The 21,107-nt window shown below is 63.2% G+C and carries 22 protein-coding genes; 14 read left to right on the forward strand and 8 right to left on the reverse strand.

Annotated elements, in window-relative coordinates:
- The first annotated feature begins 41 nt into the window (after positions 1–41).
- Positions 42–1,043 (forward strand): Tim44 domain-containing protein, encoded by a 1,002-nt coding sequence (locus AC1RZR_RS29360; protein ID WP_477273561.1) that lies wholly within the window; start codon positions 42–44, stop codon positions 1,041–1,043.
- Between the two features lie 49 nt (positions 1,044–1,092).
- Here the strand turns inward: AC1RZR_RS29360 and AC1RZR_RS29365 are convergent, their stop codons facing one another.
- Positions 1,093–2,190, reverse strand: coding sequence for a lactonase family protein (locus AC1RZR_RS29365; protein WP_481826804.1), 1,098 nt, complete (start codon positions 2,188–2,190; stop codon positions 1,093–1,095).
- Positions 2,191–2,387: 197 nt separating this feature from the next.
- Between AC1RZR_RS29365 and AC1RZR_RS29370 the strand changes: the two genes are divergently transcribed.
- From AC1RZR_RS29370 to AC1RZR_RS29380, 3 genes are read left to right on the forward strand one after another with little or no spacing between them, the layout of a single operon-like run.
- Positions 2,388–2,939 (forward strand): MaoC family dehydratase, encoded by a 552-nt coding sequence (locus AC1RZR_RS29370; RefSeq protein ID WP_477273557.1) that lies wholly within the window; start codon positions 2,388–2,390, stop codon positions 2,937–2,939.
- A 2-nt stretch (positions 2,940–2,941) separates the two neighbouring features.
- Positions 2,942–4,102 (forward strand): CaiB/BaiF CoA transferase family protein, encoded by a 1,161-nt coding sequence (locus tag AC1RZR_RS29375; protein ID WP_481826805.1) that lies wholly within the window; start codon positions 2,942–2,944, stop codon positions 4,100–4,102.
- A 32-nt stretch (positions 4,103–4,134) separates the two neighbouring features.
- Positions 4,135–5,271, forward strand: a complete 1,137-nt coding sequence (locus tag AC1RZR_RS29380) for an extracellular solute-binding protein (RefSeq protein WP_481829141.1) — start codon at positions 4,135–4,137, stop codon at positions 5,269–5,271.
- A gap of 10 nt (positions 5,272–5,281) precedes the next feature.
- Here the strand turns inward: AC1RZR_RS29380 and AC1RZR_RS29385 are convergent, their stop codons facing one another.
- Positions 5,282–6,121, reverse strand: a complete 840-nt coding sequence (locus AC1RZR_RS29385) for an amidohydrolase family protein (protein WP_481826806.1) — start codon at positions 6,119–6,121, stop codon at positions 5,282–5,284.
- A 64-nt stretch (positions 6,122–6,185) separates the two neighbouring features.
- The gene (locus AC1RZR_RS29390) at positions 6,186–6,971 is read right to left on the reverse strand and encodes an IclR family transcriptional regulator (protein WP_378923386.1); all 786 of its coding nucleotides are present in this window, start codon (positions 6,969–6,971) and stop codon (positions 6,186–6,188) included.
- 168 nt (positions 6,972–7,139) lie between these two features.
- On the opposite strand from AC1RZR_RS29390, the gene AC1RZR_RS29395 reads away from it, so the two are divergent.
- From AC1RZR_RS29395 to AC1RZR_RS29430, 8 genes are all read left to right on the forward strand, one after another.
- The gene (locus AC1RZR_RS29395) at positions 7,140–8,459 is read left to right on the forward strand and encodes an ABC transporter substrate-binding protein (protein ID WP_379092163.1); all 1,320 of its coding nucleotides are present in this window, start codon (positions 7,140–7,142) and stop codon (positions 8,457–8,459) included.
- 164 nt (positions 8,460–8,623) lie between these two features.
- On the forward strand, positions 8,624–9,520 hold the full coding sequence (locus AC1RZR_RS29400) for a carbohydrate ABC transporter permease (protein WP_473602544.1): 897 nt from the start codon (positions 8,624–8,626) through the stop codon (positions 9,518–9,520).
- Between the two features lie 2 nt (positions 9,521–9,522).
- Positions 9,523–10,389, forward strand: a complete 867-nt coding sequence (locus tag AC1RZR_RS29405) for a carbohydrate ABC transporter permease (RefSeq protein ID WP_095080845.1) — start codon at positions 9,523–9,525, stop codon at positions 10,387–10,389.
- 4 nt (positions 10,390–10,393) lie between these two features.
- Positions 10,394–11,491, forward strand: a complete 1,098-nt coding sequence (locus AC1RZR_RS29410; protein ID WP_481826807.1) for an ABC transporter ATP-binding protein — start codon at positions 10,394–10,396, stop codon at positions 11,489–11,491.
- A gap of 5 nt (positions 11,492–11,496) precedes the next feature.
- Positions 11,497–12,609 (forward strand): mandelate racemase/muconate lactonizing enzyme family protein, encoded by a 1,113-nt coding sequence (locus tag AC1RZR_RS29415; protein WP_481826808.1) that lies wholly within the window; start codon positions 11,497–11,499, stop codon positions 12,607–12,609.
- 8 nt (positions 12,610–12,617) lie between these two features.
- Entirely contained in the window at positions 12,618–12,947 is a 330-nt protein-coding gene (locus tag AC1RZR_RS29420; protein WP_481826809.1) for an L-rhamnose mutarotase, read from the forward strand.
- A complete protein-coding gene (locus AC1RZR_RS29425) occupies positions 12,943–14,016 on the forward strand; it encodes a Gfo/Idh/MocA family protein (RefSeq protein ID WP_481829142.1) in 1,074 nt (357 codons plus the stop codon). The genes AC1RZR_RS29420 and AC1RZR_RS29425 overlap by 5 nt, the downstream gene beginning before the upstream one ends.
- Positions 14,013–14,468 (forward strand): MaoC/PaaZ C-terminal domain-containing protein, encoded by a 456-nt coding sequence (locus AC1RZR_RS29430; RefSeq protein WP_481829143.1) that lies wholly within the window; start codon positions 14,013–14,015, stop codon positions 14,466–14,468. The genes AC1RZR_RS29425 and AC1RZR_RS29430 overlap by 4 nt, the downstream gene beginning before the upstream one ends.
- A gap of 126 nt (positions 14,469–14,594) precedes the next feature.
- On the opposite strand, the gene AC1RZR_RS29435 is transcribed toward AC1RZR_RS29430, so the two are convergent.
- The gene (locus AC1RZR_RS29435; protein WP_477273542.1) at positions 14,595–15,233 is read right to left on the reverse strand and encodes a GntR family transcriptional regulator; all 639 of its coding nucleotides are present in this window, start codon (positions 15,231–15,233) and stop codon (positions 14,595–14,597) included.
- Between the two features lie 157 nt (positions 15,234–15,390).
- Positions 15,391–16,821 carry a DHA2 family efflux MFS transporter permease subunit gene (locus AC1RZR_RS29440; RefSeq protein WP_481826810.1) on the reverse strand — a complete coding sequence of 477 codons (1,431 nt, stop codon included), beginning with the start codon at positions 16,819–16,821 and terminating at the stop codon, positions 15,391–15,393.
- A 347-nt stretch (positions 16,822–17,168) separates the two neighbouring features.
- Between AC1RZR_RS29440 and AC1RZR_RS29445 the strand changes: the two genes are divergently transcribed.
- On the forward strand, positions 17,169–17,504 hold the full coding sequence (locus tag AC1RZR_RS29445; RefSeq protein WP_481826811.1) for a hypothetical protein: 336 nt from the start codon (positions 17,169–17,171) through the stop codon (positions 17,502–17,504).
- A 10-nt stretch (positions 17,505–17,514) separates the two neighbouring features.
- Here the strand turns inward: AC1RZR_RS29445 and AC1RZR_RS29450 are convergent, their stop codons facing one another.
- The 3 genes from AC1RZR_RS29450 to AC1RZR_RS29460 are packed head-to-tail and all read right to left on the reverse strand — an operon-like array spanning position 17,515 to position 20,174.
- The gene (locus tag AC1RZR_RS29450; RefSeq protein ID WP_481826812.1) at positions 17,515–18,033 is read right to left on the reverse strand and encodes a DUF5943 domain-containing protein; all 519 of its coding nucleotides are present in this window, start codon (positions 18,031–18,033) and stop codon (positions 17,515–17,517) included.
- Positions 18,034–18,038: 5 nt separating this feature from the next.
- Positions 18,039–19,313 carry a metal-dependent hydrolase family protein gene (locus tag AC1RZR_RS29455; RefSeq protein ID WP_481826813.1) on the reverse strand — a complete coding sequence of 425 codons (1,275 nt, stop codon included), beginning with the start codon at positions 19,311–19,313 and terminating at the stop codon, positions 18,039–18,041.
- 27 nt (positions 19,314–19,340) lie between these two features.
- Entirely contained in the window at positions 19,341–20,174 is an 834-nt protein-coding gene (locus AC1RZR_RS29460; RefSeq protein WP_481826814.1) for a fumarylacetoacetate hydrolase family protein, read from the reverse strand.
- A gap of 196 nt (positions 20,175–20,370) precedes the next feature.
- Here AC1RZR_RS29460 and AC1RZR_RS29465 point away from each other — a divergent pair, with 196 nt between their 5' ends.
- Entirely contained in the window at positions 20,371–21,072 is a 702-nt protein-coding gene (locus tag AC1RZR_RS29465) for a GntR family transcriptional regulator (protein ID WP_379092199.1), read from the forward strand.
- The last annotated feature ends 35 nt before the right edge of the window (positions 21,073–21,107 follow it).

Consider the following 21,107-nt stretch of genomic DNA (forward strand, 5'->3'; position numbering starts at 1 on the left):
CTGAAATTTTCCGAAACTACATCGATAAAGGTTCATCCCCGATGATTTCTCGCACGAGCCGATTTGCCGTCCTCTTTGCAGGCCTGTTCCTTGCATTCTCGATGGTCGCGATGGATCATGCCGAGGCTCGCCGCGGCGGCAGTTTCGGCAGCCGTGGCACGCGGACGTTCCAATCGGCACCACCGACCAGAACCGCACCAGCGCCGACCGCTCCGGTCGAGCGTTCGATGACGCCCAACACCGGCGTGAACACAGCGGCCCGGCAACCGCAGGCCGGCCTGCAGAGGCCCGGCTTCATGAGCGGCTTCGGTGGAACAATGATGCGCGGCCTGCTGCTCGGCGGCCTGATCGGCCTGCTCGTGGGCCAGGGCTTCGGCGGCCTGGCCGGCATGTTCGGTTTCTTGCTTCAGGCCCTACTCATAGGTGGCGCAATCATGCTGGCTATTCGCTTCTTCCGGTCGCAATCCGCGGGTGGTCCTGCCCTCGCCGGTGCCGGCAATGCCCAAGCTTCCAATGCCCAAGTTTCGAGATTTGAGAACCGCGCAACGGCAGAGCCGCAGACTGACACTCAACGCTCCTTCACAATTCCCGGCTTCGGCGGCAGTTCGGATGGAGGCTCCCCGGCCACCGGTTCTGAGGAGATCACGCTGGCCCAGACCGACCTCGATGCATTCCAGCAGCTGTTGACTGATGTCCAGGAAGCATTCGGGCGCGAAGACCATGCCGCTCTGCGCCGGGCGGTGACCCCCGAGATGGTGTCCTATCTGTCCGAAGAGCTGGCCGAAAATGCCCAGAAAGGTCTCAGGAACGAGGTAACGGACGTCACCTTGCTGCAGGCCGACATCGCGGAAAGCTGGCGCGAGGATGACCGCGACTACGCCACGGCCGCATTGCGCTACGAGTCTCGTGACGTGACGCGCGAACGGGCCAGCGGCAAGGTCGTCGAGGGCGACGATGATCATCCGACAGAGACGACCGAGCTGTGGACATTCATGCGTGAGAATGGCTCGAACTGGAAGCTGTCGGCAATACAACAGGCTTGAGCCCTGGTCGGTTTTGTCCGAGGCTTCGATGCAGATCAGTTGCGCGCGCTCAACGCACGATCTTGACGCACATCGGCGTGCCGATCTCGATGGCCTGTCCGGTGTCGGTCAGCATGCCGCTTTCGGCGTCGCGGGCAAAGATCGAGATGCGGTCGGCATTCTGGTTGGCCGAGAACAGATGGCCACCTGACGGCGTCAGCGCCAGGTTGCGCGGTGTCGCACCACCGCAAGGCACATGGCCGACCAGGCTCAGCGTACCGGTCTGCTGGTCGACCGCCATGATGACCACGCTGTCATGGCCACGGTTGGAGCCGTAGACAAAACGGCCGTCCGGCGAGATCTGGATATCGGCGCAGTGGTTGCTGTCGCGCGCCTGCGCCGGCACCGCCGGCTTGGCATCGATGATCGTGAGCTTGCCGCTCGCTTCGTCCAGCGCCATCGACAGCACCGTCGAATCCAGCTCGTTCATGACAAAGACGAAGCGACCGTTCGGGTGCAGGGCGAGATGGCGCGGACCAGAGCCTGGTGGCAAAGCGGATTCGGCTGATTTGCTCAAGCTGCCATCGCGCCCGATCCGGTAGGACACCAGCCGGTCGATGCCGAGGTCGGCGACGATGGCTGTTCCCCCAGCGATGGTTTCGGTGACGCTGTGGGCGTGCGAACGTTCCTGACGTGCCGCGTTGGGGCCTGCGCCTTTATGCGAAACGCTGGCCAGCGGCGCTGACAGTGCGCCGTTCTTCTCGAAGCCATAGATCGCCACCGCGCGGTCCTGGCCGCCCTCGCCCATGCCGTAATTGGCGACCAGCAGCTTCGTCCCGTCGCGGGTGATGGTGTTGTGCGCGGTGATGCTGCCCAGCGAAGGCTGCTTGTTCAAATAGGTAAGCGTGGCCGAAGCACGATCGAAGCTGTAGGCGGAGACGGTTCCCTCGCGCCAGGTGAAGACTTCCGAATTGGCATAGACGTGTGTGCCATCTGGCGTCACCGACAGGAATGTCGGATTGTCGACGTCATTGGTCTCGGCCAGTTTTTGCACTTCAAGCGTCGTTTCATCGACGCTGTAGACACCGAGACCGACGCCGCGCGCGCCCTGAAAATAGGGCGCCTCACGGTTCAGGCTGCCGACAAAGACCAGACAGGTGTCACCCATGTTTCCTCCCTGCCCGCCAGCGCTTGGGTGCGCGGGAGCCGCCAAAATTTCACCTGTTCACGCTTGCAACGCAACCCCATATGTGAAAATACTATTTACAAAAGAAGATTGACGGGAGGAGACGTCGTGCATTCAGGCGCTTTGATGCGTGTTCAGACAGTCGTGCCGTACCTCGCGCACGGCTGGCGGATCCAGCCATGACCGACTTCGCGCCCACTGTCGGCGTCGCCTCGACGTATCCCAACAATATGCCTGAAGAACACGCCGCCCTGCCGGTGTGGAACGCCGAAAACTGGTTCTACGAGGACTGGCCCGTCGGCCAGAAAATCCGCTCGCTGCGGCGCACTATGGCGGAAGGCGACAGCCACCTTTTCAACACGCTGGTGCTCGACATCCACCCCTATGTGCAGGACCAGATGTTTGCCGAGACCGAAGGCATTTTCGGCAAGCGGCTGATCGCCGGTGCCTTCGTCTTTTCGGCCGGTCTCGGGCTGGTCGCCACCAATTGCATCAACGCCTTTTCCTATGGCTACGATAAACTCCGTTTCATAAAGCCTGTCTTCATTGGTGACACGATCTATTCGATCCGCTCCAACCTCGACAAGAAGCCCCGCTATAAGGAGATGGGGCTGGTTCGCGCCAGCTACGAGGTGTTCAAGGGCGAAGGCGAACTCGTTCTCTATTGCGAACATCTGCAGACGGTGAAATACCGCAACCCGGCCGACTTTGTCGGCAAGACGGAGAAATAGCGATGCCGGCAGCAGCCGAATTGCCGCTAGCCGGTCTCGTCGTCGTCGACCTGAGCCAGTTCCTGTCCGGGCCTTACTGCTCGCTCAGGCTGCTTGATCTCGGCGCCCGCGTCATCAAGATCGAGCGTCCGGATGGCGGCGACCTGTCGCGCCGGCTCTACCTCAGCGATACCGAGATCGGCGGCGATTCCACCATCTTCCATGCCATCAACCGGGCCAAGGAAAGTTTTGCTATCGACCTCAAGAACGAGGCCGACCTCAAGGCGCTGCGAGCTCTTCTGGCCAAGACCGACGTGCTGATCCAGAATTTCCGGCCGGGCGTCATCGAACGGCTGGGGCTCGACTACGAGGCGGTCCGCAAGATCAACCCGCGGCTCGTCTATGCCTCGATCAGCGGTTATGGCGAGGACGGCCCATGGGTCAAGCGGCCGGGCCAGGATCTGCTTGCCCAGTCGCGCTCCGGCGTGATGTGGCTGAACGGCGACGAGGACCAGGGGCCGGTGCCGTTCGGCCTTGCCATCGGCGACATGCTGGCGGGTGCCGCCTGCGCGCAAGGCATCCTGGCGGCGCTGGTGCGGCGCGGCATCACCGGCCAGGGAAGCCATATCGAGACCAGCCTGCTGGAAGCGCTGGTCGATTTCCAGTTCGAGGTGCTGACGACGCATCTCAACGATGGCCGCCGCTTGCCCAGGCGCTCCAACTTCCGCAGCGCGCACGCCTATCTGTCGGCGCCCTATGGCGTCTATCCGGCCAAGGACGGCTATCTCGCTATCGCCATGACGCCGATCCCCAAACTGGCCGACCTGCTGGCGCTCAGCGAACTGGCGCCCTATCGCGACAAACCGGCATCCTGGTTCACCGCGCGCGACGACATCAAGGCGATCATCGCGCAAAGGATCGCCACGAAGACCATTGACGAGTGGCTTGAAATCCTCGAGCCGGCCGACATCTGGTGCGCCAAGGTGCTGACCTGGCCGGAAATGCTGGCAAGCGAGGGGTTTCAGTCGCTCGACATGCTGCAGACGGTGACGCGCGAGGACAACGTGTCGATCCTGACCACCAGCTCGCCGCTCAGGGTCGATGGTATCAGGGCCAAGGTCGACCGGGCAGCACCGCGCATCGGCGAGCACAGTGCGGCAATCCGCGAGGAGTTCGGGCTGTGAGCGTGGGCCCGCTCAAGCCCACCCTCAGGGGCATGACCTGGAGCCATCCGCGCGGCTACGATCCGATGGTCGCCTGCTCGTCCCTATGGAAGCAGATGACCGGCGTTGCGATCGAATGGGACAAGCGCTCGCTGCAGGATTTCGAGTCCTTCCCGGTCGAGGAACTGGCGCGGGCCTATGACCTTATCGTCATCGACCATCCGCATGTCGGCCAGATCACGGCGGAGGGCTGCCTTGAGCCGCTGGATGTCGCCGGCCGCGAAGCGGAGCGCGCGGCGCTTGCCTCGGGCAGCGTCGGCCAATCCTATCCGAGCTACAGTTGGCAAGGTCGGCAATGGGCCTTCCCGATCGATGCGGCCAGCCAAGTCCAGGCATGGCGACCGGATGCGCTCGGTGCACCGCCATCGCATTGGAGCGACGTGCTCGAACTCGCGCGGCAAGGACGCGTGCTGTTGCCGTTGCGGCCGCCCCATTCACTGATGACCTTTTACACGTTGGCCGGCAATCTCGGCCATCCCTGCGCCACCGATCCGTCCCGCGATCTCATTGACATCGGGACCGGATGCGAAGTCTTCGAAACGATGCGCGAGATCGCGGCACTGGTCGAGCCGGCCTGCTTCGACATGGATCCGATCGCCGTCTCGGAACGCATGGCAGAGCCGGATTCCAGGATCGTCTGCACGCCGCTGATCTATGGCTACGTCTCCTATGCGGTAGCGGGATTTCGCGCGCATCGCCTGGCCTTCACCGATATTCCGATGATCGGTTCCACCGGCCCTGTCGGTTCGGCGCTTGGTGGCACCGGCATCGCGGTGTCAGCCTTTTCCAAGGCGAAAGATGCCGCGACCGACTTCGCCTATTGGGTCGCCACCGGCGACGTGCAGCGCAGCACCTATGCCGCCGCGGGCGGTCAGCCAGGCCATGCCGAGGCCTGGGAGGATCAGACCGTCAACGCCGGGACCGGCGATTTCTACAGGGACACGCGTGCGACGCTGGAGGGCGCATGGGTGCGGCCGCGCCACGACGGCTATATGGCGTTCCAGCAGGCGGCGTCCGACCGCATCCTTTCCGGCATGACCTCCGGGCATCAGGCCGCCCAGGTCGTTGCAGACCTCAATCGCCTGTTCCGGGAGAGCTTTCCGGCGCCCGGTGCTGCTGGTGGAACGTAAACGGGCCCGACTAGTCGAGCCGCCACAGCTTGCGGGCATTCGCGGACAACAGCCTGTCGCGTTCATCGACGCTGGAACCGGCAAGCAGCGCATGGGTCGCCGCCACCCAGGTCGACAGGCCGCCGCCGAGCGTGCAGACCGGCCAGTCGCTGCCCCAGACGACGCGGTCCCAGCCGAACGCACCGATGGTATGTTCGACATAAGGCCGCAGCGTCTCGGCCGTCCAGCTGCCGGGGTCGGCATAGGCGACGACACCGGAAACCTTGGCGATCACGTTCGGACGCCGCGCAATCTCGCTTATGTGTTCGCGCCATGGATGCTCGCCATTGCCCTTGATGTCGGGGACGCCGCAATGGTCGAGGACGAACTGGACGTCGGGCGCCAGGTCGGCAAGCGTGATCGCCTTGGGAATCTGGTGCGGCAGCACGACAAGATCGAAGGTCAGGCCGGTGCCGCCAAGCCGCTTGATGTTGTCACGAAACAGCGCGCCTTCCGAGAGATCGTCGGGCACGACATGGAGGACACGGCGGAACCCTTTGACGAAGGGATTTGTTCGCTGCCGTTCGAGATAGGTTGCAAAATCCGCCTCTTCCGGCCGGCAAGACGCGATCACTCCGGCCAGCATGCTGCCGGGCTGACGCGACAATCCTTCGACACGAGCGGTCTCGGCCTCGATGTCGGCGGGATCGACATCGACCTCCATATGCAGCACGCGTTCGACGCCGACGCGGTGGGCTTCCACGACGTATTCGTCGTAGGAAAAATCGCGGTTGAGCGCCGGCACCCCAGCAAGCCAGGGATAGCGCAGCACCGAACGATCGATGAGATGCAGATGGGTGTCGATGATCATGGTGGCCCCTCCTCCGGGCTTTTTCAAATCATCTCACAGAGGAATTCTTCATTCAAATAAGAATTTACGTAGATGAGCCGACGGCCGATCCGGCCAGGTGCGACAGCTTTTCGGCCGTGACCAGCAGCAACTCGATGGTCCTGGTGATGTCTGGCGCAGAAGGCGCGTTGACGACGGTGATGTAGGGAATCGACAGCGCCGCGATCGCCTTGCCGTCGGAACTGCGCACCGGCGCCGACAGGTTGAAGACACCGGCGGTCTGCATCGAGGCCATCATCTCGTAGCCACGGTCGCGGATCTGGTCGAGCCGGGCGAAGAACTCGGCCGATTGCGCCGTCTTGTCGGTGCTGCGGACATGTTCGGAAATCATCATCTGCCGCTCTTCCTGCGAACGGAAGGCGAGCAGCACATGACCCGACCCGGTGTCGAACAGGCTGATGTGGGAGCCGACCCGGATCGAGATACCCCAGTAATTCGGCGCCTCCTGCTGGCCGATCACGACGGCGGAACCGCGATCAAAAACAACGAGTTGGTTGGCCTGCTGAGACGTTTCGGCGAGTTCACGCATCAGCGGCGTGGCATAGGAAACCAGCCGCCGCACCGGGGCGTGCAGTTGCGCCAGGCCGAACAGCTTCAGCGTCAGCGAATAGCGGTCGCCATCCAGCCTGGTGACGTAGCCGCGCCGCACCAGCCGGTCCAGCATGCGGTAGAATTCGTTGGGACTACGGTCGAGTTTCTTGGCGATCTCGGCCTGCGTCAGGCCACCGTCGACGCCCGCCAGCAGTTCGAGGATGTCGAGCCCCTTGTCGAGCGCAGGCGCGCGATAGCGCTCGTCTTCGCTGTCGTCCATGGGTCATCTCTCCAGTGAATTCGATTCTTCATATACGCAGGAATGCTGCCGACGGAAACAAATTTCGCCTTGACGTATCCATAAATGTTTTGTTTGTATATGAATGTAGCACTTCTTGTCATCAGACGAGTTGCGGTCGCCGCTGAGGCGCACCAAGGGAGGATACCAATGAACAGACTGCTTTCCGGCGTGTCCGCCGGCGCATTGTTGCTTGCATTCGGTGCAGGCACTGCCCTTGCCGGCGACCTGCCCGGCAAGTTCGAAGGCGTCACCATCGACGCCAAGCTGATCGGTGGCCAGCAATATGAAAAACTCTACGAGCGCATCCCCGAATGGGAGAAGTTGACCGGCGCCAAGGTCAACATCCTGACCAAGAAGAACGGCTTCGACATCGACAAGGAGCTCAAGTCCGACATCGCTTCGGGCAGCACCAACTGGTGCGTCGGCTGGAACCATTCGTCGTTCGCGCCGCAGTATACGAGCCTCTACACCGATCTCAGCAAGCTGTTGCCCAAGGAAGAGATCGACGCCTTCGTGCCTTCGACGATCAAGGCGGCGACCATCGACGGCAAGCTGGAGATGCTGCCTCGCGCGCAGTTCGACGTTTCGGCGCTCTACTACCAGAAGAGCCTGTACGAGAACGCCGACAACAAGACCAAGTTCAAGGCGAAATACGGCTACGACCTGGTGCCGCCGGACACCTGGAAGGAAGTCACCGACCAGGCAGAATTCTTCGCCAACCCGCCCAATTTCTACGGCACGCAGTTCGCCGGCAAGGAAGAGGCGATCAACGGCCGCTTCTACGAGATGGTGGTCGCCGAAGGCGGCGAATATCTCGACAAGGACGGCAAGCCGGTCTTCAACTCCGAGGCCGGCATCCGGGCGCTCGACTGGTTCGTCAACCTCTACAAGGCCAAGGCAGTGCCGGCCGGGACGACCAACTATTTGTGGGACGATCTCGGTCAGGGCTTTGCTTCCGGCACCGTCGCCATCAATCTCGACTGGCCGGGCTGGGCCGGCTTCTTCAACGATCCGAAATCGTCGAAGGTCGCCGGCAATGTCGGCGTCAAGGTTGCGCCGAAGGGTTCTTCCGGCAAGCGCACCGGTTGGTCCGGCTTCCATGGCTTCTCGGTGACCGAGAACTGCCCCAACAAGGAGGCCGCGGCTTCCCTGGTGTGGTGGCTGACCAACGAGGACAGCCAGAAGCTCGAGGCCGCCGCAGGTCCGCTGCCGACCCGCACCGCGGTGTGGGACTGGGATCTCCAGCAAGCAGCAAACGACCCTTACAAGAAGGAGGTTCTTGCGGCTTTCCAGGAAGAGGCCAAGCACGCCTTCGCCGTGCCGCAGACGCCTGAATGGATCGAAATCTCGAACGCCGTCTACCCCGAGCTGCAGGCGGCGATCCTCGGCGACAAGACCTCCAAGCAGGCACTGGACGAAGCCGCCGCCAAGGCGACGCAGATCCTCCAAGACGCCGGCAAGCTCTAGAAGCGGCTCCCTAGACGGCCTCCCCCATCAGCAATGGGGGAGGCGATCGCGCCTTGCCGGGGCGGGAGCGCTTGGTCGATCCACGACAGCCGTTCCGCTCTCCGGCACGGGCCTCAACGAAGAAGAGGCACCGATAGTCGAATGCAACATCTCACAGGATCCCGATGAAGGGCTTCAAGCCATCCGCGCCATTCCTGCTGCTGCTTCCGGCAATGATCGTGCTGGCAGCGGTGGTCGTCGTGCCGCTGCTTTTGTCGCTCTATTCCAGTTTCACGCCGTTCCGTCTGACTCGGCCCGAGACATTTTACGTCTTCATCGGCATCAGGAACTATCTTTCGATCCTGTCGAACACGGATTTCTGGTGGGCGTTCGGCCGCACGGTGCTGCTGCTGACCATCGCGCTCAATCTCGAGATGCTGCTCGGCCTCGGCCTGGCCATGCTGGTCGAGAAGGCGACGCGCGGCCAGCGCATCCTGCGCACGCTGATGATGTTCCCGATGATGTTCTCGCCGATCCTCGTCGGCTTCCAGTTCAAGTTCATGTTCAACGACAATATCGGCCTGGTGAACAATGCCCTGCAGTCGCTCGGCATCACCCAGGATGCGATACCGTGGCTGATCGAAAGCCACCTCGCCTTCATTGCCATCTCGATCGCCGAAATCTGGTCGTCGACGGCGATCTTCGCCATCCTGATCCTCGCCGGCCTGCTGGCCATGCCCAAGGAGCCGATCGAGGCGGCGCGTGTCGATGGCTGCACGCCATGGCAGACATTCCGCTATGTGACGTGGCCGTTCGTCATGCCTTTCGCCTATATCGCCATGACCATCCGCTCGCTCGACGTCGCGCGCGCCTACGACATCGTCAAGATCATGACCGATGGCGGACCGGCGGGCCGTACCGAGCTGCTTTGGACGCTGGTGGCGCGCACCGCCTATAGCGATGGGCGCATGGGCATGGCCAACGCCATGGCCTATTTCTCGATCCTGCTGTCGATCGCCTTCACCGTCTATTTCTTCAACAAGCTCGCCGCGGCGCGCACGCAGATCGGTGCTGAGTGGTGAGAATGGACGAGAATTCCTCCGCCCGCCTGAAGCGCCGGCTCACGGGCATTGTCTATCGCATCGGCCTGTTCCTGGCGATGCTGACGATCTGCCTGCCTGGCCTGTGGATCGTCCTCTCGTCGCTGCGGCCAACGGTCGAGATCATGGCCAAGCCGCCGGTGTGGATCCCGCAGGAGATTTCGTTCGACGCCTATGTCGCGATGTTCAGCGGCATCGGCAAGGGCGGCATCCCGGTGATCGAGTATTTCCGCAACTCTCTGATCATCTCGGTGACATCGACGATCATCGCGGTGGCCATCGGCATGGCCGGCGGCTACGCCTTTGCGCGCTACCGCTTCCGCGGCAAATCGAGCGTCTTCCTCGGCCTGATGCTGACGCGCACGGTGCCGGGCATCGCGCTGTCGCTGCCGCTGTTCTTCCTCTATGTGCGGCTCGGCATCATCGATACGCATTTCGGGCTGATCCTTGCCTATGTCGCGCTCAACGTGCCGTTCACGATCTGGCTGATCGACGGCTTCTTCCGCCAGGTGCCGAAGGACCTCGCGGAAGCAGCGCAGATCGACGGCTGCACGCGCTGGCAGGCGTTCTGGCAGGTCGAGTTCCCGCTCGCAGGGCCGGGCATCGCATCCGCCGCCATCTTCGCCTTCCTGACCTGCTGGAACGAATTCGCACTGGCCTCGCAACTGACCCGCTCGGTGAGCGCCAAGACGCTGCCGGTCGGCCTGCTCGACTATACGGCCGAGTTCACCATCGACTGGCGCGGCATGTGCGCGCTCGCCGTGGTGATGATCATTCCGGCGCTCACCCTCACCTACATCGTCCAGAAACACCTTGTCGGCGGCCTGACCTCCGGCGCGGTGAAAGGCTGATCAAATGGCACCGGTTTCCCTCACCAAGCTCACCAAGCGCTACGGCAATATCGAGATCGTGCACGGCATCGATCTCGACATTGCCGACCGCGAGTTCATCGCGCTGGTCGGCCCTTCCGGCTGCGGCAAGTCGACGACGCTGCGTATGATCGCCGGACTGGAAGAGATCAGCGCCGGCTCGATCGAGATCGGCGGCCGCGTCGTCAACGACCTGCCACCGCGCTCGCGCAACATCTCGATGGTGTTCCAGTCCTACGCGCTCTATCCGCATATGACGGTGCGCGAGAATCTCGGTTTCTCGCTGAAGATCGCCGGCGCAGCCAAGGAGGACATGGATCGCCGCGTCGCCGAAGCCTCGGCCATCCTCGGCCTCGACACGCTGCTCGACCGCCGCCCCTCGCAACTGTCCGGCGGCCAGCGCCAGCGCGTCGCCATGGGCCGCGCCATCGTGCGCGATCCCGACGTCTTCCTGTTCGACGAGCCGCTTTCCAACCTCGATGCCAAACTGCGCACGCAGATGCGCACCGAGATCAAGAAACTGCATGCCAAGGTGCAGTCGACGGTGATCTACGTCACGCATGACCAGGTCGAAGCGATGACGCTTGCCGACCGCATCGTCATCATGCGCGACGGTTACATCGAACAGGTCGGCACCCCCGACGAGGTTTTCCGGCGGCCGGCGACGCGTTTTGTTGCAGGCTTCATCGGCTCGCCGCCGATGAACCTGCATGAGGCCACGATCGACGACAGCCAAATGGTTTTCGCCAGCGGCGAAAAACTGCCTCTGCCTGGCCAGTTCAAGGCCAATGTCGCCACCGGCGACAGAGTGGTGTTCGGGCTGCGGCCAGATGACATCTATCCGACCGGACATGGCATCAGTTCCGGTGGCGTTGCTGACGTCCACCAGATCGAACTGCCGATCACAGTGACCGAACCGCTCGGCAACGAGACGCTCGTCTTCGTAGAGTTCAACGACACTGACTGGGTGTCGCGCATGCTGAACCCAAGGCAGCTGCGGTCGGGCGAGCGTATCGGGATGAGCCTCGACATGTCGCAGGCACATCTGTTTGCCGCCGACACCGGGAAGACATTGCGGAGCTGACGGACATGGCCAGAATCGAGAAAGTCGAACTGCGGATGGTGGAGCTTGTCCCCAAGGTCAAGCGTACCGATGCGATCCAGAGTTTCGTTAGCCAGGAAACGCCGATCGTGACGATCACCGATTCCGACGGCGCGATCGGCACCGGTTACAGCTACACGATCGGCACCGGCGGCTCGTCGGTGATGCGGCTGCTGTCCGACCATCTGGCGCCGCGCCTGATCGGTCGCGACGCCGACATGATCGAGGCGATCTGGCACGATCTCGAATTCGCCACGCATGCCACGACGATCGGTGCGATCACAGCCATCGCGATCGCGGCGATCGACATCGCGCTGTGGGATCTGCGGGCGAAGAAACAGAACCTGCCGCTGTGGAAACTGGCCGGCGGCGCCAAGGACCGCTGCCCGCTCTACACGACCGAAGGCGGCTGGCTGCACATCGAGACGCAGGCGCTGGTCGACGATGCGCTGGCCGCCAAGGCGAAGGGTTTTCGCGGCTCGAAGGTTAAGATCGGCAAGTCGCACGGGTCAGAGGACCTCGCCCGCCTGTCGGCGGTGCGCAAGGCAGTCGGCGACGGCTACGAGATCATGACCGACGCCAATCAGGGGTTCTCAGTCGACGAGGCGATCCGACGAACGGCAAGGCTGCGCGAGCTCGATCTCGCCTGGATCGAGGAGCCGCTGCCGGCCGACGATATCGACGGGCATGTGCGGCTGTCGAACTCGACGACGACGCCGATCGCCATCGGCGAGTCGCTCTACTCCATCCGCCATTTCCGCGAATACATGCAGAAAGGTGCCTGCTCGATCGTGCAGGTCGATGTCGGCCGCATCGGCGGCATCACGCCCTGGCTGAAGATCGCCCACGCGGCGGAAGCCTTCGACATCCCGGTCTGCCCGCATTTCCTGATGGAACTGCATGTCAGCCTGACCTGCGCTGTTCAGAACGGCCGCTATGTCGAGTACATTCCGCAGCTCGACCAGTTGACCGGCAAGCATATGCGCATCGAGGATGGCCAAGCGCTGGCGCCTGACGAACCGGGCATCGGCATCGATTGGGACTGGGATGCGGTCAAGGCCATGAGCATCGCCGAATTCACCACGGCGATCACCAGATAGGAGACGGCATGCAGCGGATGGGGATGGTTCTGGGGCTGAAGCCGGAAAAGGTCGAGGAGTATGTTCGCCTGCATGCCGACGTCTGGCCTGACGTGCTGACCATGATCTCGGCCTGCAACATCAAGAACTACTCGATCTACCTGCAGCGGCCGGAGAACCTGCTGTTCAGCACCTTCGAATACCACGGCACCGACTATGCGGCCGACATGGCCAGAATGGCGGCCGACCCCAGGACGCAGGAATGGTGGGCGGTCTGCATGCCTTGCCAGGAGCCGCTGGCGACACGCAAGGAGGGCGAATGGTGGGCAGCCATGGACGAGGTCTTCCATCATGATTGACGGCGGCTTCGACCCAGCCTCACTCGCCCAGTCATGGCCCAGACCCACAACGCCCCGGCCGATCGTCACCTTCGGCGCCGGGTCGATCGTCGGCGATGCGCATTTCCCGGCCTACAGGAAGGCAGGCTTTCCGGTCGCCGGGCTTTATGATCCCGATCATGCTCGCGCTGAAAAGCTGGCCAACCAATGGGGTGTGACAGCCTATCGCACGGCCGAGGAGGCTGCCGCCGTCGAGGGCGCGATCTTCGACCTTGCGACGCCGCCGTCGCGCCATGCCGATGTGCTTGACGCATTGCCCGACGGCGCGGTGGCGCTGATCCAGAAGCCGATGGGCAGCAACCTCACCGAGGCAACAGCGATCCTTGAACTCTGCCGTGCCAAAAAACTGCAAGCGGCGGTGAATTTCCAGCTGCGCTTCGCGCCGATGATGCTGGCGCTGAAGGACGCCATCGGCAAGGGCTGGCTGGGCGAGATCGTCGACTTCGATGCCTGGCTGGCTTTGGCGACGCCGTGGGAGCTGTGGGAGTTCCTGCTCAAGGCGCCACGCGTCGAGATCGCCATGCATTCGATTCATTATCTCGACCTGATCCGGCAATTGCTCGGCGACCCGCAGGGCGTGCACGCCAAGACGCTCGGCCATCCCAACCACAAGGTGGCGCAGACGCGTACCAGCGCCATTCTCGACTATGGCGACACCCTGCGCTGCGCGCTGTCGATCAACCACGACCACAAGTTCGGCCGCCGGCACCAGGCCTGCGAGTTCCGCATCTGCGGCACCGAGGGAGCGGCCTATCTCAAGCTCGGCCTCAATCTCGACTATCCGCGTGGCGAGCCGGATGTACTGGAAATTTATCCGAAAGGCGGGACCGATTGGATTGCGGTGCCGTTGGCCGGCGAATGGTTTCCCGACGCCTTTGTCGGTCGCATGGCCAATGTCCAACGTTTTGCGGCCGGAGAAGACGCAATGCTGATCAGTCCGGTCGCGGATGCGTGGTACACCATGGCGCTGGTCGAAGCCGCCTATCAGTCGAGCGCGGCACCGGCGACGCCGATCGCGGAAAGACCCTGATGGAACAGATCCAGTATTTCGAGGACTACGAGATCGGCGCCTCGCGCATCACCAGCGGCCGCACGATCACCGAAACCGACTTCGTCGTCCATGCCGGCCACACCGGCGATTTCTTCCCGCATCACATGGACGCCGAGTTCATGAAGACGACGCCGTTCGGCCAGCGCATCGCGCATGGCACGCTGGTGTTCTCGGTCGGCGTCGGACTGACGGCGACGATCATCAATCCTGTCGCCTTTTCCTATGGCTACGACCGGCTGCGCTTCATCAAGCCGGTGTTCATCGGCGACACGATCCGCACGCGCACCACCATCGCGGCCAAGGAAGACGATCCCAAGCGGCCGGACTCAGGGCGGGTGATCGAGCGCTGCGAGGTGATCAACCAGCGCGGCGAGGTGGTGCTGGCGGCCGACCACATCTACATCGTCGAGCGCAAGCCGACACAGAGCTGAAACTCAGCCAATTCCCATGAGCCGGTGGCGCGCGCGGTGATGCGCTCCATCCCGAGCAGCAGTAGCAGTATCGCCGCCACCAGGATCATGGCGAGTGCAGCACCGCCAATGGACCTTCAACACAGCCTAGGATTTTCTCGACAGGCCATCTCCCTCTATCGCGCTGACGAGCGTCTCGCCTCCTTCGCGAAGATGCTGCGTCAGAATGCTTACGGCCCTGCCGCCGTCGCGCCGCCGGCAGGCGGCCAGCAGGTCGCGGTGCTCCGTCTGCGAGCGGTTGCGATGGTCCAGGTTCGACAACAGGATACGGACATAGCGATCGGCCGCGTTGTGATGCGCCTCGATCAGGCCGAGCAATCGCCGGTTGCCGCAGGCATCGTATAGAGCCAGATGAAAGGCCCGGTTCAGCGCGCCCCATCGGCCGACATTGCGCTCCGCGTCGATCTGGTCGAGCACCTGTTCCGCCTCATCGAGCTTCGTGCCGGCGAGGCCGGGTACCGAGAGCCGGAGCGCCTCGCTTTCGAGCAGCTCGCGCAGCGCGTAGATTTCACCGATCTCGGCGCTGTCCATCCGGGCGACATGGGCGCCCTTTGTCGGGTGAATGGAAACGATACCCTCGGCTTCCAGCTGACGAAGGGCATCGCGAATGGGCATCCGGCTGAAGCCGAACTGCTCGGCCAGCTCGTCCTGGCGAAGCGGAGTGCCCGCCTTTATGGTGCCATTGGCAATCGCCTCGCGCAGGACATTGGCGACCTGCTCGGCCACGGTCCGGGGGCCCTGCATCACGCTTTCCGCAAATCCTCGCAACCGGTGCTCCCCATTTCACGCGTCGCTCAGCCTAACCGAAGGCACCCGGCATGGATATAAGTATGCTCGTATACGCGGCCGAAGTGAGTACCTCACGTCGAAACCTGTCACCGCCTCATTTGCGGGAGTTGCCTGCCCTAACGTGGCCGCTGACCTGTACGCCGTCCTCGGCGCGCAGATACAGGAAGCCGGGAATGGACAGCAGTGGGATGATGGCGGTCAGCAGGAACACCTGGTGAAATCGCTCCGGTGTCACGACGTGTGTTTCCCCTGCAACCAGACCCAGCACCATGGCGGCGATTGAAACGCCGAGGGAAACGCTGAGCTGTTGCAGGACGCCGCCGAGACTGGTGGCGCGGCTGAGCTTATCCGCTGGCAGGTCGGCGTAGGACAGCGTGTTCGAGGTCATGAACTGCGCCGACCGGATGATGCCGAACACAAAGACGTAGAGGCCGATCATCCAGTGCGGCGTATCGGCGCCGATCAGGGCGAAGCCGGCCACAGCGGCGGCCCCGACCAGCGCGCTGCCGATCAGCACGACATTGAAGCCGAAGCGCCGCAACAGCGGCGACAGCAGTGGCCGGATGAGCAAGGCGCCGAAACTGCCGACGAATGTCAGCGAGCCGGAGGTGACCGGGCTCATGCCAAAGCCGACCTGCAGCATCAGCGGCAACAGGAACGGCACGCCGTTGAGGCCGACACGGCACAGGCCGCCGGCAAGCGTGCCGACCCAGAACGAGCGAAACCGAAACAGCGTCAGGTCGACTGCCGGCGCGACGACCCGGCGTGCGTAGCGACCGAAGGCGAGCAGCAGCAGGACCGCTGCGGCCAGCACCAGCACCGTCGCCGAGACCGGGATGATCGGCCGGCCGATGCTCTCCAGCCCGAATTGCAGCAGCGCGACGCCGCATCCCACCATCAGGAATCCGGCGAAGTCGAAACGTTGCACCGCTTCCTCATGCAAATCGTCGACGAAGCGCAGCGCGGCCACAATGCCGAGGCAGCCGAACGGCACGTTGACGTAGAATATCCAGCGCCACGAGGCATAGGTGGTCAACAGGCCGCCGAGCAGCGGCCCGATGACAGGCCCCATGATGGCGGGCAAGGTCATGTAGGTCATGGCGGTGATCAGCCCGCTGCGAGGAAAGCTGCGCAGCAGGATCAGCCGCCCGACAGGCGTCATCATCGCGCCGCCCAACCCCTGCAGCGCGCGCATCGCCAGCAGCATGCCGAAACTGTTGGCCATGCCGCACAGCGCGGAGCCAAGAGTGAAGGTGAAAAGCGCCAGCGCGAACACGCGTCGTGCGCCGAACCTGTCCGCGAACCAGCCGCTGACGGGGATGAACACGGCCAGCGTCAGGATGTAGGTGGTGATCGCCAGGTTCAGCCTGACCGGCGTCGTGTCGAGGCTGCGCGCGATGGCCGGGATCGCGGTGGTGATGATGGTGGAATCGAGCTGCTCCATCAGAAAGGCGATGGCGACGATTATCGGAATGATCAGTCTCAGCCTCGGGTCGCGCTCGGTGGCAAATTGAGGCTGTTCCAATGCTGTGGCCAATTCCGTCATGCAGGCGGCTTATGTGCTTTGGCGAACGTCGGCACATCCGCTTTGAAGCAACGATTATCTCATCCGACCGGTCAGTCGCGACCTGATCGCGCGGCCTGTCTTATGATCCGCCAAACCGGGAAGCGGTAGCCATTTCTGCCTTGTTGGCGGTCAACAAATCTTGACCGTGACCTGTCGGGCGTCGGGACCGCCCTCGCCCGACTACACCGTGCATTTCCGGTGCATTTGCGTTTCGGCGAATGCCGTCCCGATTTCGTGAAGGAACGTGTCGAGCAAGAGGTCGTTTTCTTCCCCATCTATGTCTCGCATCAACAGGAGACATCCTCATGAAAAGGCAAATCGTATTCATCGGCTCCATCGTGCTGGCGTTGGCCACGAGCGCGACATCATTGACCACCACCGCCGATGCCGCGATCGTCAGGCACCATATTGTCCACCACGCCGCGTCCCATCACGGTGGCGCGCATCGACAGGCTGTTCGCGGCGGACATGAGCGCCGCGGCGGTTGGGTCGGCGGCGGTTGGACTGGCGACGAATGGAGCGGAGATAGTGGCTGGGTAGACGGCTACTATAATGGTTACGGCAGTTACGACGGCTACACGGGCGACTATTGCGGAACCATCCAGTGGACGCTTGGATTCTGCGGCCCCCACGGTCTCTAGCGGTGGTCGGTTAGGACCTCGCCGCGAAGTCGAACCGGCAATGGTCGTGCCGGCCATCACAGGCGCAATGTGTCTCCTCGCATTCGACTTCCGTCGGTGCGGCAAGACCGCGCAGGAACGAGGAGGCGCCGGTGACAAAGCCCTCGAACATGTAGCAGACGCGCTGACCAGGCCCCTGCCTGGCCTCCAGGGCAAAGATCGAATTCCGCAGGCTGATGCTGCCGCGACGGCCAGCGAGCATGTCGATCGAGAACTGGCCCCAACCGCGTTGCGACAGGCGCTGGAAATAGTAGCGGAACGTCGCCTCGGGATCGAGGCCCTTGCCCTGCACCTGCGCCTCGCACCATTCGATCGCGGATTTCGCCGTCGCCACGCGCAGAATGGCGCGGTAGGCGTCGCGGCCAAGCGCTGCCTCGACCGCGAGATGGTTGTTCACCAGAAAGTGCCTGGGCAGGTAGACCATGGGCAGCCCGTCCGTCCGCCAGATGCCGCTCGTCTCGTCGACATCGATCGGCACCGCGGGCTGCATGATGCCTAGGCCGCCTGACGCTGCGCGGCGACCGACGCCGACTGGTCCTTGTAGAGCTCGCCGTCCTTCATGATGACGACGAGGTTCTTCTCGTGCACCATCATATCGAGGTCCTTCAGCGGGTCGCCATTGACCAGCAGCAGGTCGGCGATGAAGCCTTCCTTGACCATGCCGAGCTCGTCGCCGAGGCCCATCACCTGGCCGCCGAGCCGCGTGCCGCATTGCAGCGCCTCGCTCGGCGAATAGCCGAGCAGGTCAACGAAGTGCTTGAGGTCGCGCGCGTTGGTGCCTTGCGGCGTCTGCGCGAAACCATAGTCGCCGCCGATCAGCGCACGCACGCCGCGCTTGCGCAGTTCTGTGTAGACCTTGCGGCTGTCGTCGAGGATGCGCTGCATGCCGAACTTGACCGCCATCTCGTGGGTGAAACCGAAGGGCTCGCCCTCGTAGAGCGTGCCGTAGATGATGCCGATGGCCGGGCCGACGAAGATGCGATCCTTGGCCGATTCCAGCGCGTCGAGCGCTTCCTCGTCGGCGGATTCGCAGTGGTAGATGACGTCGACGCCGCACTTCACCGCCCGCTTCACCGAACCGGCGGCGCGGGCATGGCAGTTGATCTTCTTGCCGAAGTCGCGCGCGACCGAGACCGCCGTCATCACTTCGGCTTCGCTCATCACGGTGAGGCCGCCATGCGCCGCCGGGCTCAGATCGTCGCCGGAAATGTTGATCTTGATGTTGTCGGCGCCTTCGCGGCAGCACAGGCGCACCGCCTTGGTGATTTCCTCGACGCCGTCGGCGATCATGCCGAAGCTCTCGTGATACATATGCTGCTGGCGCTCGTCGCCGAGGCCGCCGGTCACCGTGATTTCCGGGCTGCCGGCGCGCATGCGCGGTCCCGGCAGGCGGCCGGCATTGATCTCGTTGCGGATGACGATGTCGAGCCTGAGCTTCGAGGTCGCGGCGCTGTAGGCGCTGGTGAAGCCGTGGTCGAGCAACGTCTTGGCATTGCGCATGGTCAGCAGGAGATGCTCCTCGGGCGGGATCAGGCCGAGATCGGAATCCTTGATCGCGCCGCCGAAGGAGATGTGGGCATGGCCTTCGACAAGACCCGGCATCAGCGTCATGCCGCGGCACTCGACGGTGGTCGCACCGTCGCCGGACAATTGCCCGGGCGTGCGGGCGATGCTGCTGATGCGGCCATTCTCGACCAGCAGATCGGCTGGAAAGGCATCGGCGCCGGTGCCGTCCCAGATCATGGCATTTCGAAACATCACTCTTGTCATGACATCGTCCTTTCGGAGTTGGCGGGGTTATTGGTTGACGGCTTGTGCCGATATGACGTCGTCGGCAACGACATTGGACAGGATGCCGACGTCTTCCAGCTCCACTTCGCAGACGTCGCCATGCTTCATGAACAGCTGCGGCTTGCGCGCCATGCCGACACCGGACGGCGTGCCGGTGACGAGGATGTCGCCCGGCTCGAGCGTGATCGCCTCGCTGATGATCGAGATCAGTGACGCGACGTCGAAGATCATGTCGCTGGTCGAGGCGTTCTGGACGACCTGGCCGTTGAGGCGTGTCTGGATGCGCAGCCCCTTGCCGCCCGGCGGCAATTCGTCCGCCGTCACGAAGATCGGCCCGAAGGAGCCGGTGCCGTCAAAATTCTTGCCGACGGTCCACTGCGGCGACTTGGTCTGGAAGTCGCGGATCGAGGCGTCGTTGAAGATGGAGTAGCCGGCGACGTGGCTCAGCGCCTGGGCGGGGGCGATGTGGCGGCCAGCCTTGCCGATGATCGCGACCATCTCGCCCTCGTAGTCGAGCTGGATCGAGGCCTCCGGACGGCGGATGGCCGCGCCATGCCCGATCAGGCTGGTCGAGAAGCGGGCGAACAAAGTCGGATAGGTCGGCGGCACGAAGCCGCTCTCGATCGAATGGTCGACATAGTTGAGGCCGACGCAGATGATCTTGCCCGGCGCCGATATCGGCGGCAGCCATTCGACCGATTGACGATCGATCCGTCGTCCGCTGGCCAGCCGCTCGCCCGCCGCCTGCAGCGCCTGCGCGCCTTCGGCGATCAGGTCCTCCAATCGTCCGGGAAACATCGCATCGCTTTCGTCGATGCCGCGGAACTCACCTTCTGGCAATGCGATTGCCAGTCCGGGTCCCCGCGGCGATTTATAGGCTGCAAATCGCACTGGCCACATCCTCGCTTGTGAAGGCTGGACTTTGTGCAGAAATTATATATCTGTCAACATAGAATATATTATTTTGCATTCTGATTCCTGCCTGAGATGATGTATGGAGGGCATTCGATGGACAGATTCGGCCGCGGGCGAACCAATGGCTAGGGAAGGCTCGATCAATCTCACCCAGGGCGCGTATGAGGATCTGCGCGCCGAGCTTCTGTCGTGCCGGATCGCGCCGGGCAGCCGGCTCAAGGTGCAGGAGCTGTGCGACAGGCTGTCCGTCAGCCTCGGCGCCATCCGCGAGGCACTGTCGCGGCTGACTTCCGAGGGTCTCGTCGTGGCCGAACCGCAGCGCGGCTTCCGCGCCGCGCCGATCTCGGCCGAGGACCTGCTCGACCTCACCAAGACACGCATCCAGATCGAGACGCTGTGCATCCGCCGCGCCATCGAGGTGGGCGATGTCGCCTGGGAATCGCAGCTGGTCGCGGCCCTGCACCGGCTGTCGCGAACGCCCGAGCATACGCCGGACGATCCGGTGCATTCGAGCGACGAATGGGCGACCGCGCATGCGGCCTTCCACAAGGCGCTGGTCGGCGGCTGCGATAGCCGCTGGCTGCTGCGGCTGCGCGACCAGCTTTATGACCAGAGCGAGCGCTACCGCCGCCGTTCGGTCTCGTTGGCGCCCAATGCCCGCAACATCAGCAAGGAACATCAGGACCTCGCCAATGCCGTGCTCGACCGCAACGCCGAGAAGGCAGCCGAACTGCTGGCGGCACATCTGGCGGTGACCACCGACATCCTGCTGGCCGCCGAAGCCGACGACCTGCCGGCGCGCAAGACAATTGTGCGGGCATAGCGTTTCATTTTCGAGTTCCTCGGACAGGATGTAAA

Source organism: Mesorhizobium bavaricum (assembly GCF_056781655.1).

Coding starts and splice junctions, on each gene's coding strand:
- AC1RZR_RS29375 (WP_481826805.1), top strand. CDS start 2,942: ATGCCGGCAGCAGCCGAATTGCCGCTAGCCGGTCTCGTCGTCGTCGAC.
- AC1RZR_RS29455 (WP_481826813.1), bottom strand. CDS start 19,313: ATGACAAGAGTGATGTTTCGAAATGCCATGATCTGGGACGGCACCGGC.
- AC1RZR_RS29400 (WP_473602544.1), top strand. CDS start 8,624: ATGAAGGGCTTCAAGCCATCCGCGCCATTCCTGCTGCTGCTTCCGGCA.
- AC1RZR_RS29390 (WP_378923386.1), bottom strand. CDS start 6,971: ATGGACGACAGCGAAGACGAGCGCTATCGCGCGCCTGCGCTCGACAAG.
- AC1RZR_RS29415 (WP_481826808.1), top strand. CDS start 11,497: ATGGCCAGAATCGAGAAAGTCGAACTGCGGATGGTGGAGCTTGTCCCC.
- AC1RZR_RS29365 (WP_481826804.1), bottom strand. CDS start 2,190: ATGGGTGACACCTGTCTGGTCTTTGTCGGCAGCCTGAACCGTGAGGCG.
- AC1RZR_RS29405 (WP_095080845.1), top strand. CDS start 9,523: ATGGACGAGAATTCCTCCGCCCGCCTGAAGCGCCGGCTCACGGGCATT.
- AC1RZR_RS29380 (WP_481829141.1), top strand. CDS start 4,135: ATGACCTGGAGCCATCCGCGCGGCTACGATCCGATGGTCGCCTGCTCG.
- AC1RZR_RS29360 (WP_477273561.1), top strand. CDS start 42: ATGATTTCTCGCACGAGCCGATTTGCCGTCCTCTTTGCAGGCCTGTTC.
- AC1RZR_RS29445 (WP_481826811.1), top strand. CDS start 17,169: ATGAAAAGGCAAATCGTATTCATCGGCTCCATCGTGCTGGCGTTGGCC.
- AC1RZR_RS29410 (WP_481826807.1), top strand. CDS start 10,394: ATGGCACCGGTTTCCCTCACCAAGCTCACCAAGCGCTACGGCAATATC.
- AC1RZR_RS29395 (WP_379092163.1), top strand. CDS start 7,140: ATGAACAGACTGCTTTCCGGCGTGTCCGCCGGCGCATTGTTGCTTGCA.
- AC1RZR_RS29370 (WP_477273557.1), top strand. CDS start 2,388: ATGACCGACTTCGCGCCCACTGTCGGCGTCGCCTCGACGTATCCCAAC.
- AC1RZR_RS29465 (WP_379092199.1), top strand. CDS start 20,371: ATGGCTAGGGAAGGCTCGATCAATCTCACCCAGGGCGCGTATGAGGAT.
- AC1RZR_RS29420 (WP_481826809.1), top strand. CDS start 12,618: ATGCAGCGGATGGGGATGGTTCTGGGGCTGAAGCCGGAAAAGGTCGAG.
- AC1RZR_RS29450 (WP_481826812.1), bottom strand. CDS start 18,033: ATGCAGCCCGCGGTGCCGATCGATGTCGACGAGACGAGCGGCATCTGG.
- AC1RZR_RS29385 (WP_481826806.1), bottom strand. CDS start 6,121: ATGATCATCGACACCCATCTGCATCTCATCGATCGTTCGGTGCTGCGC.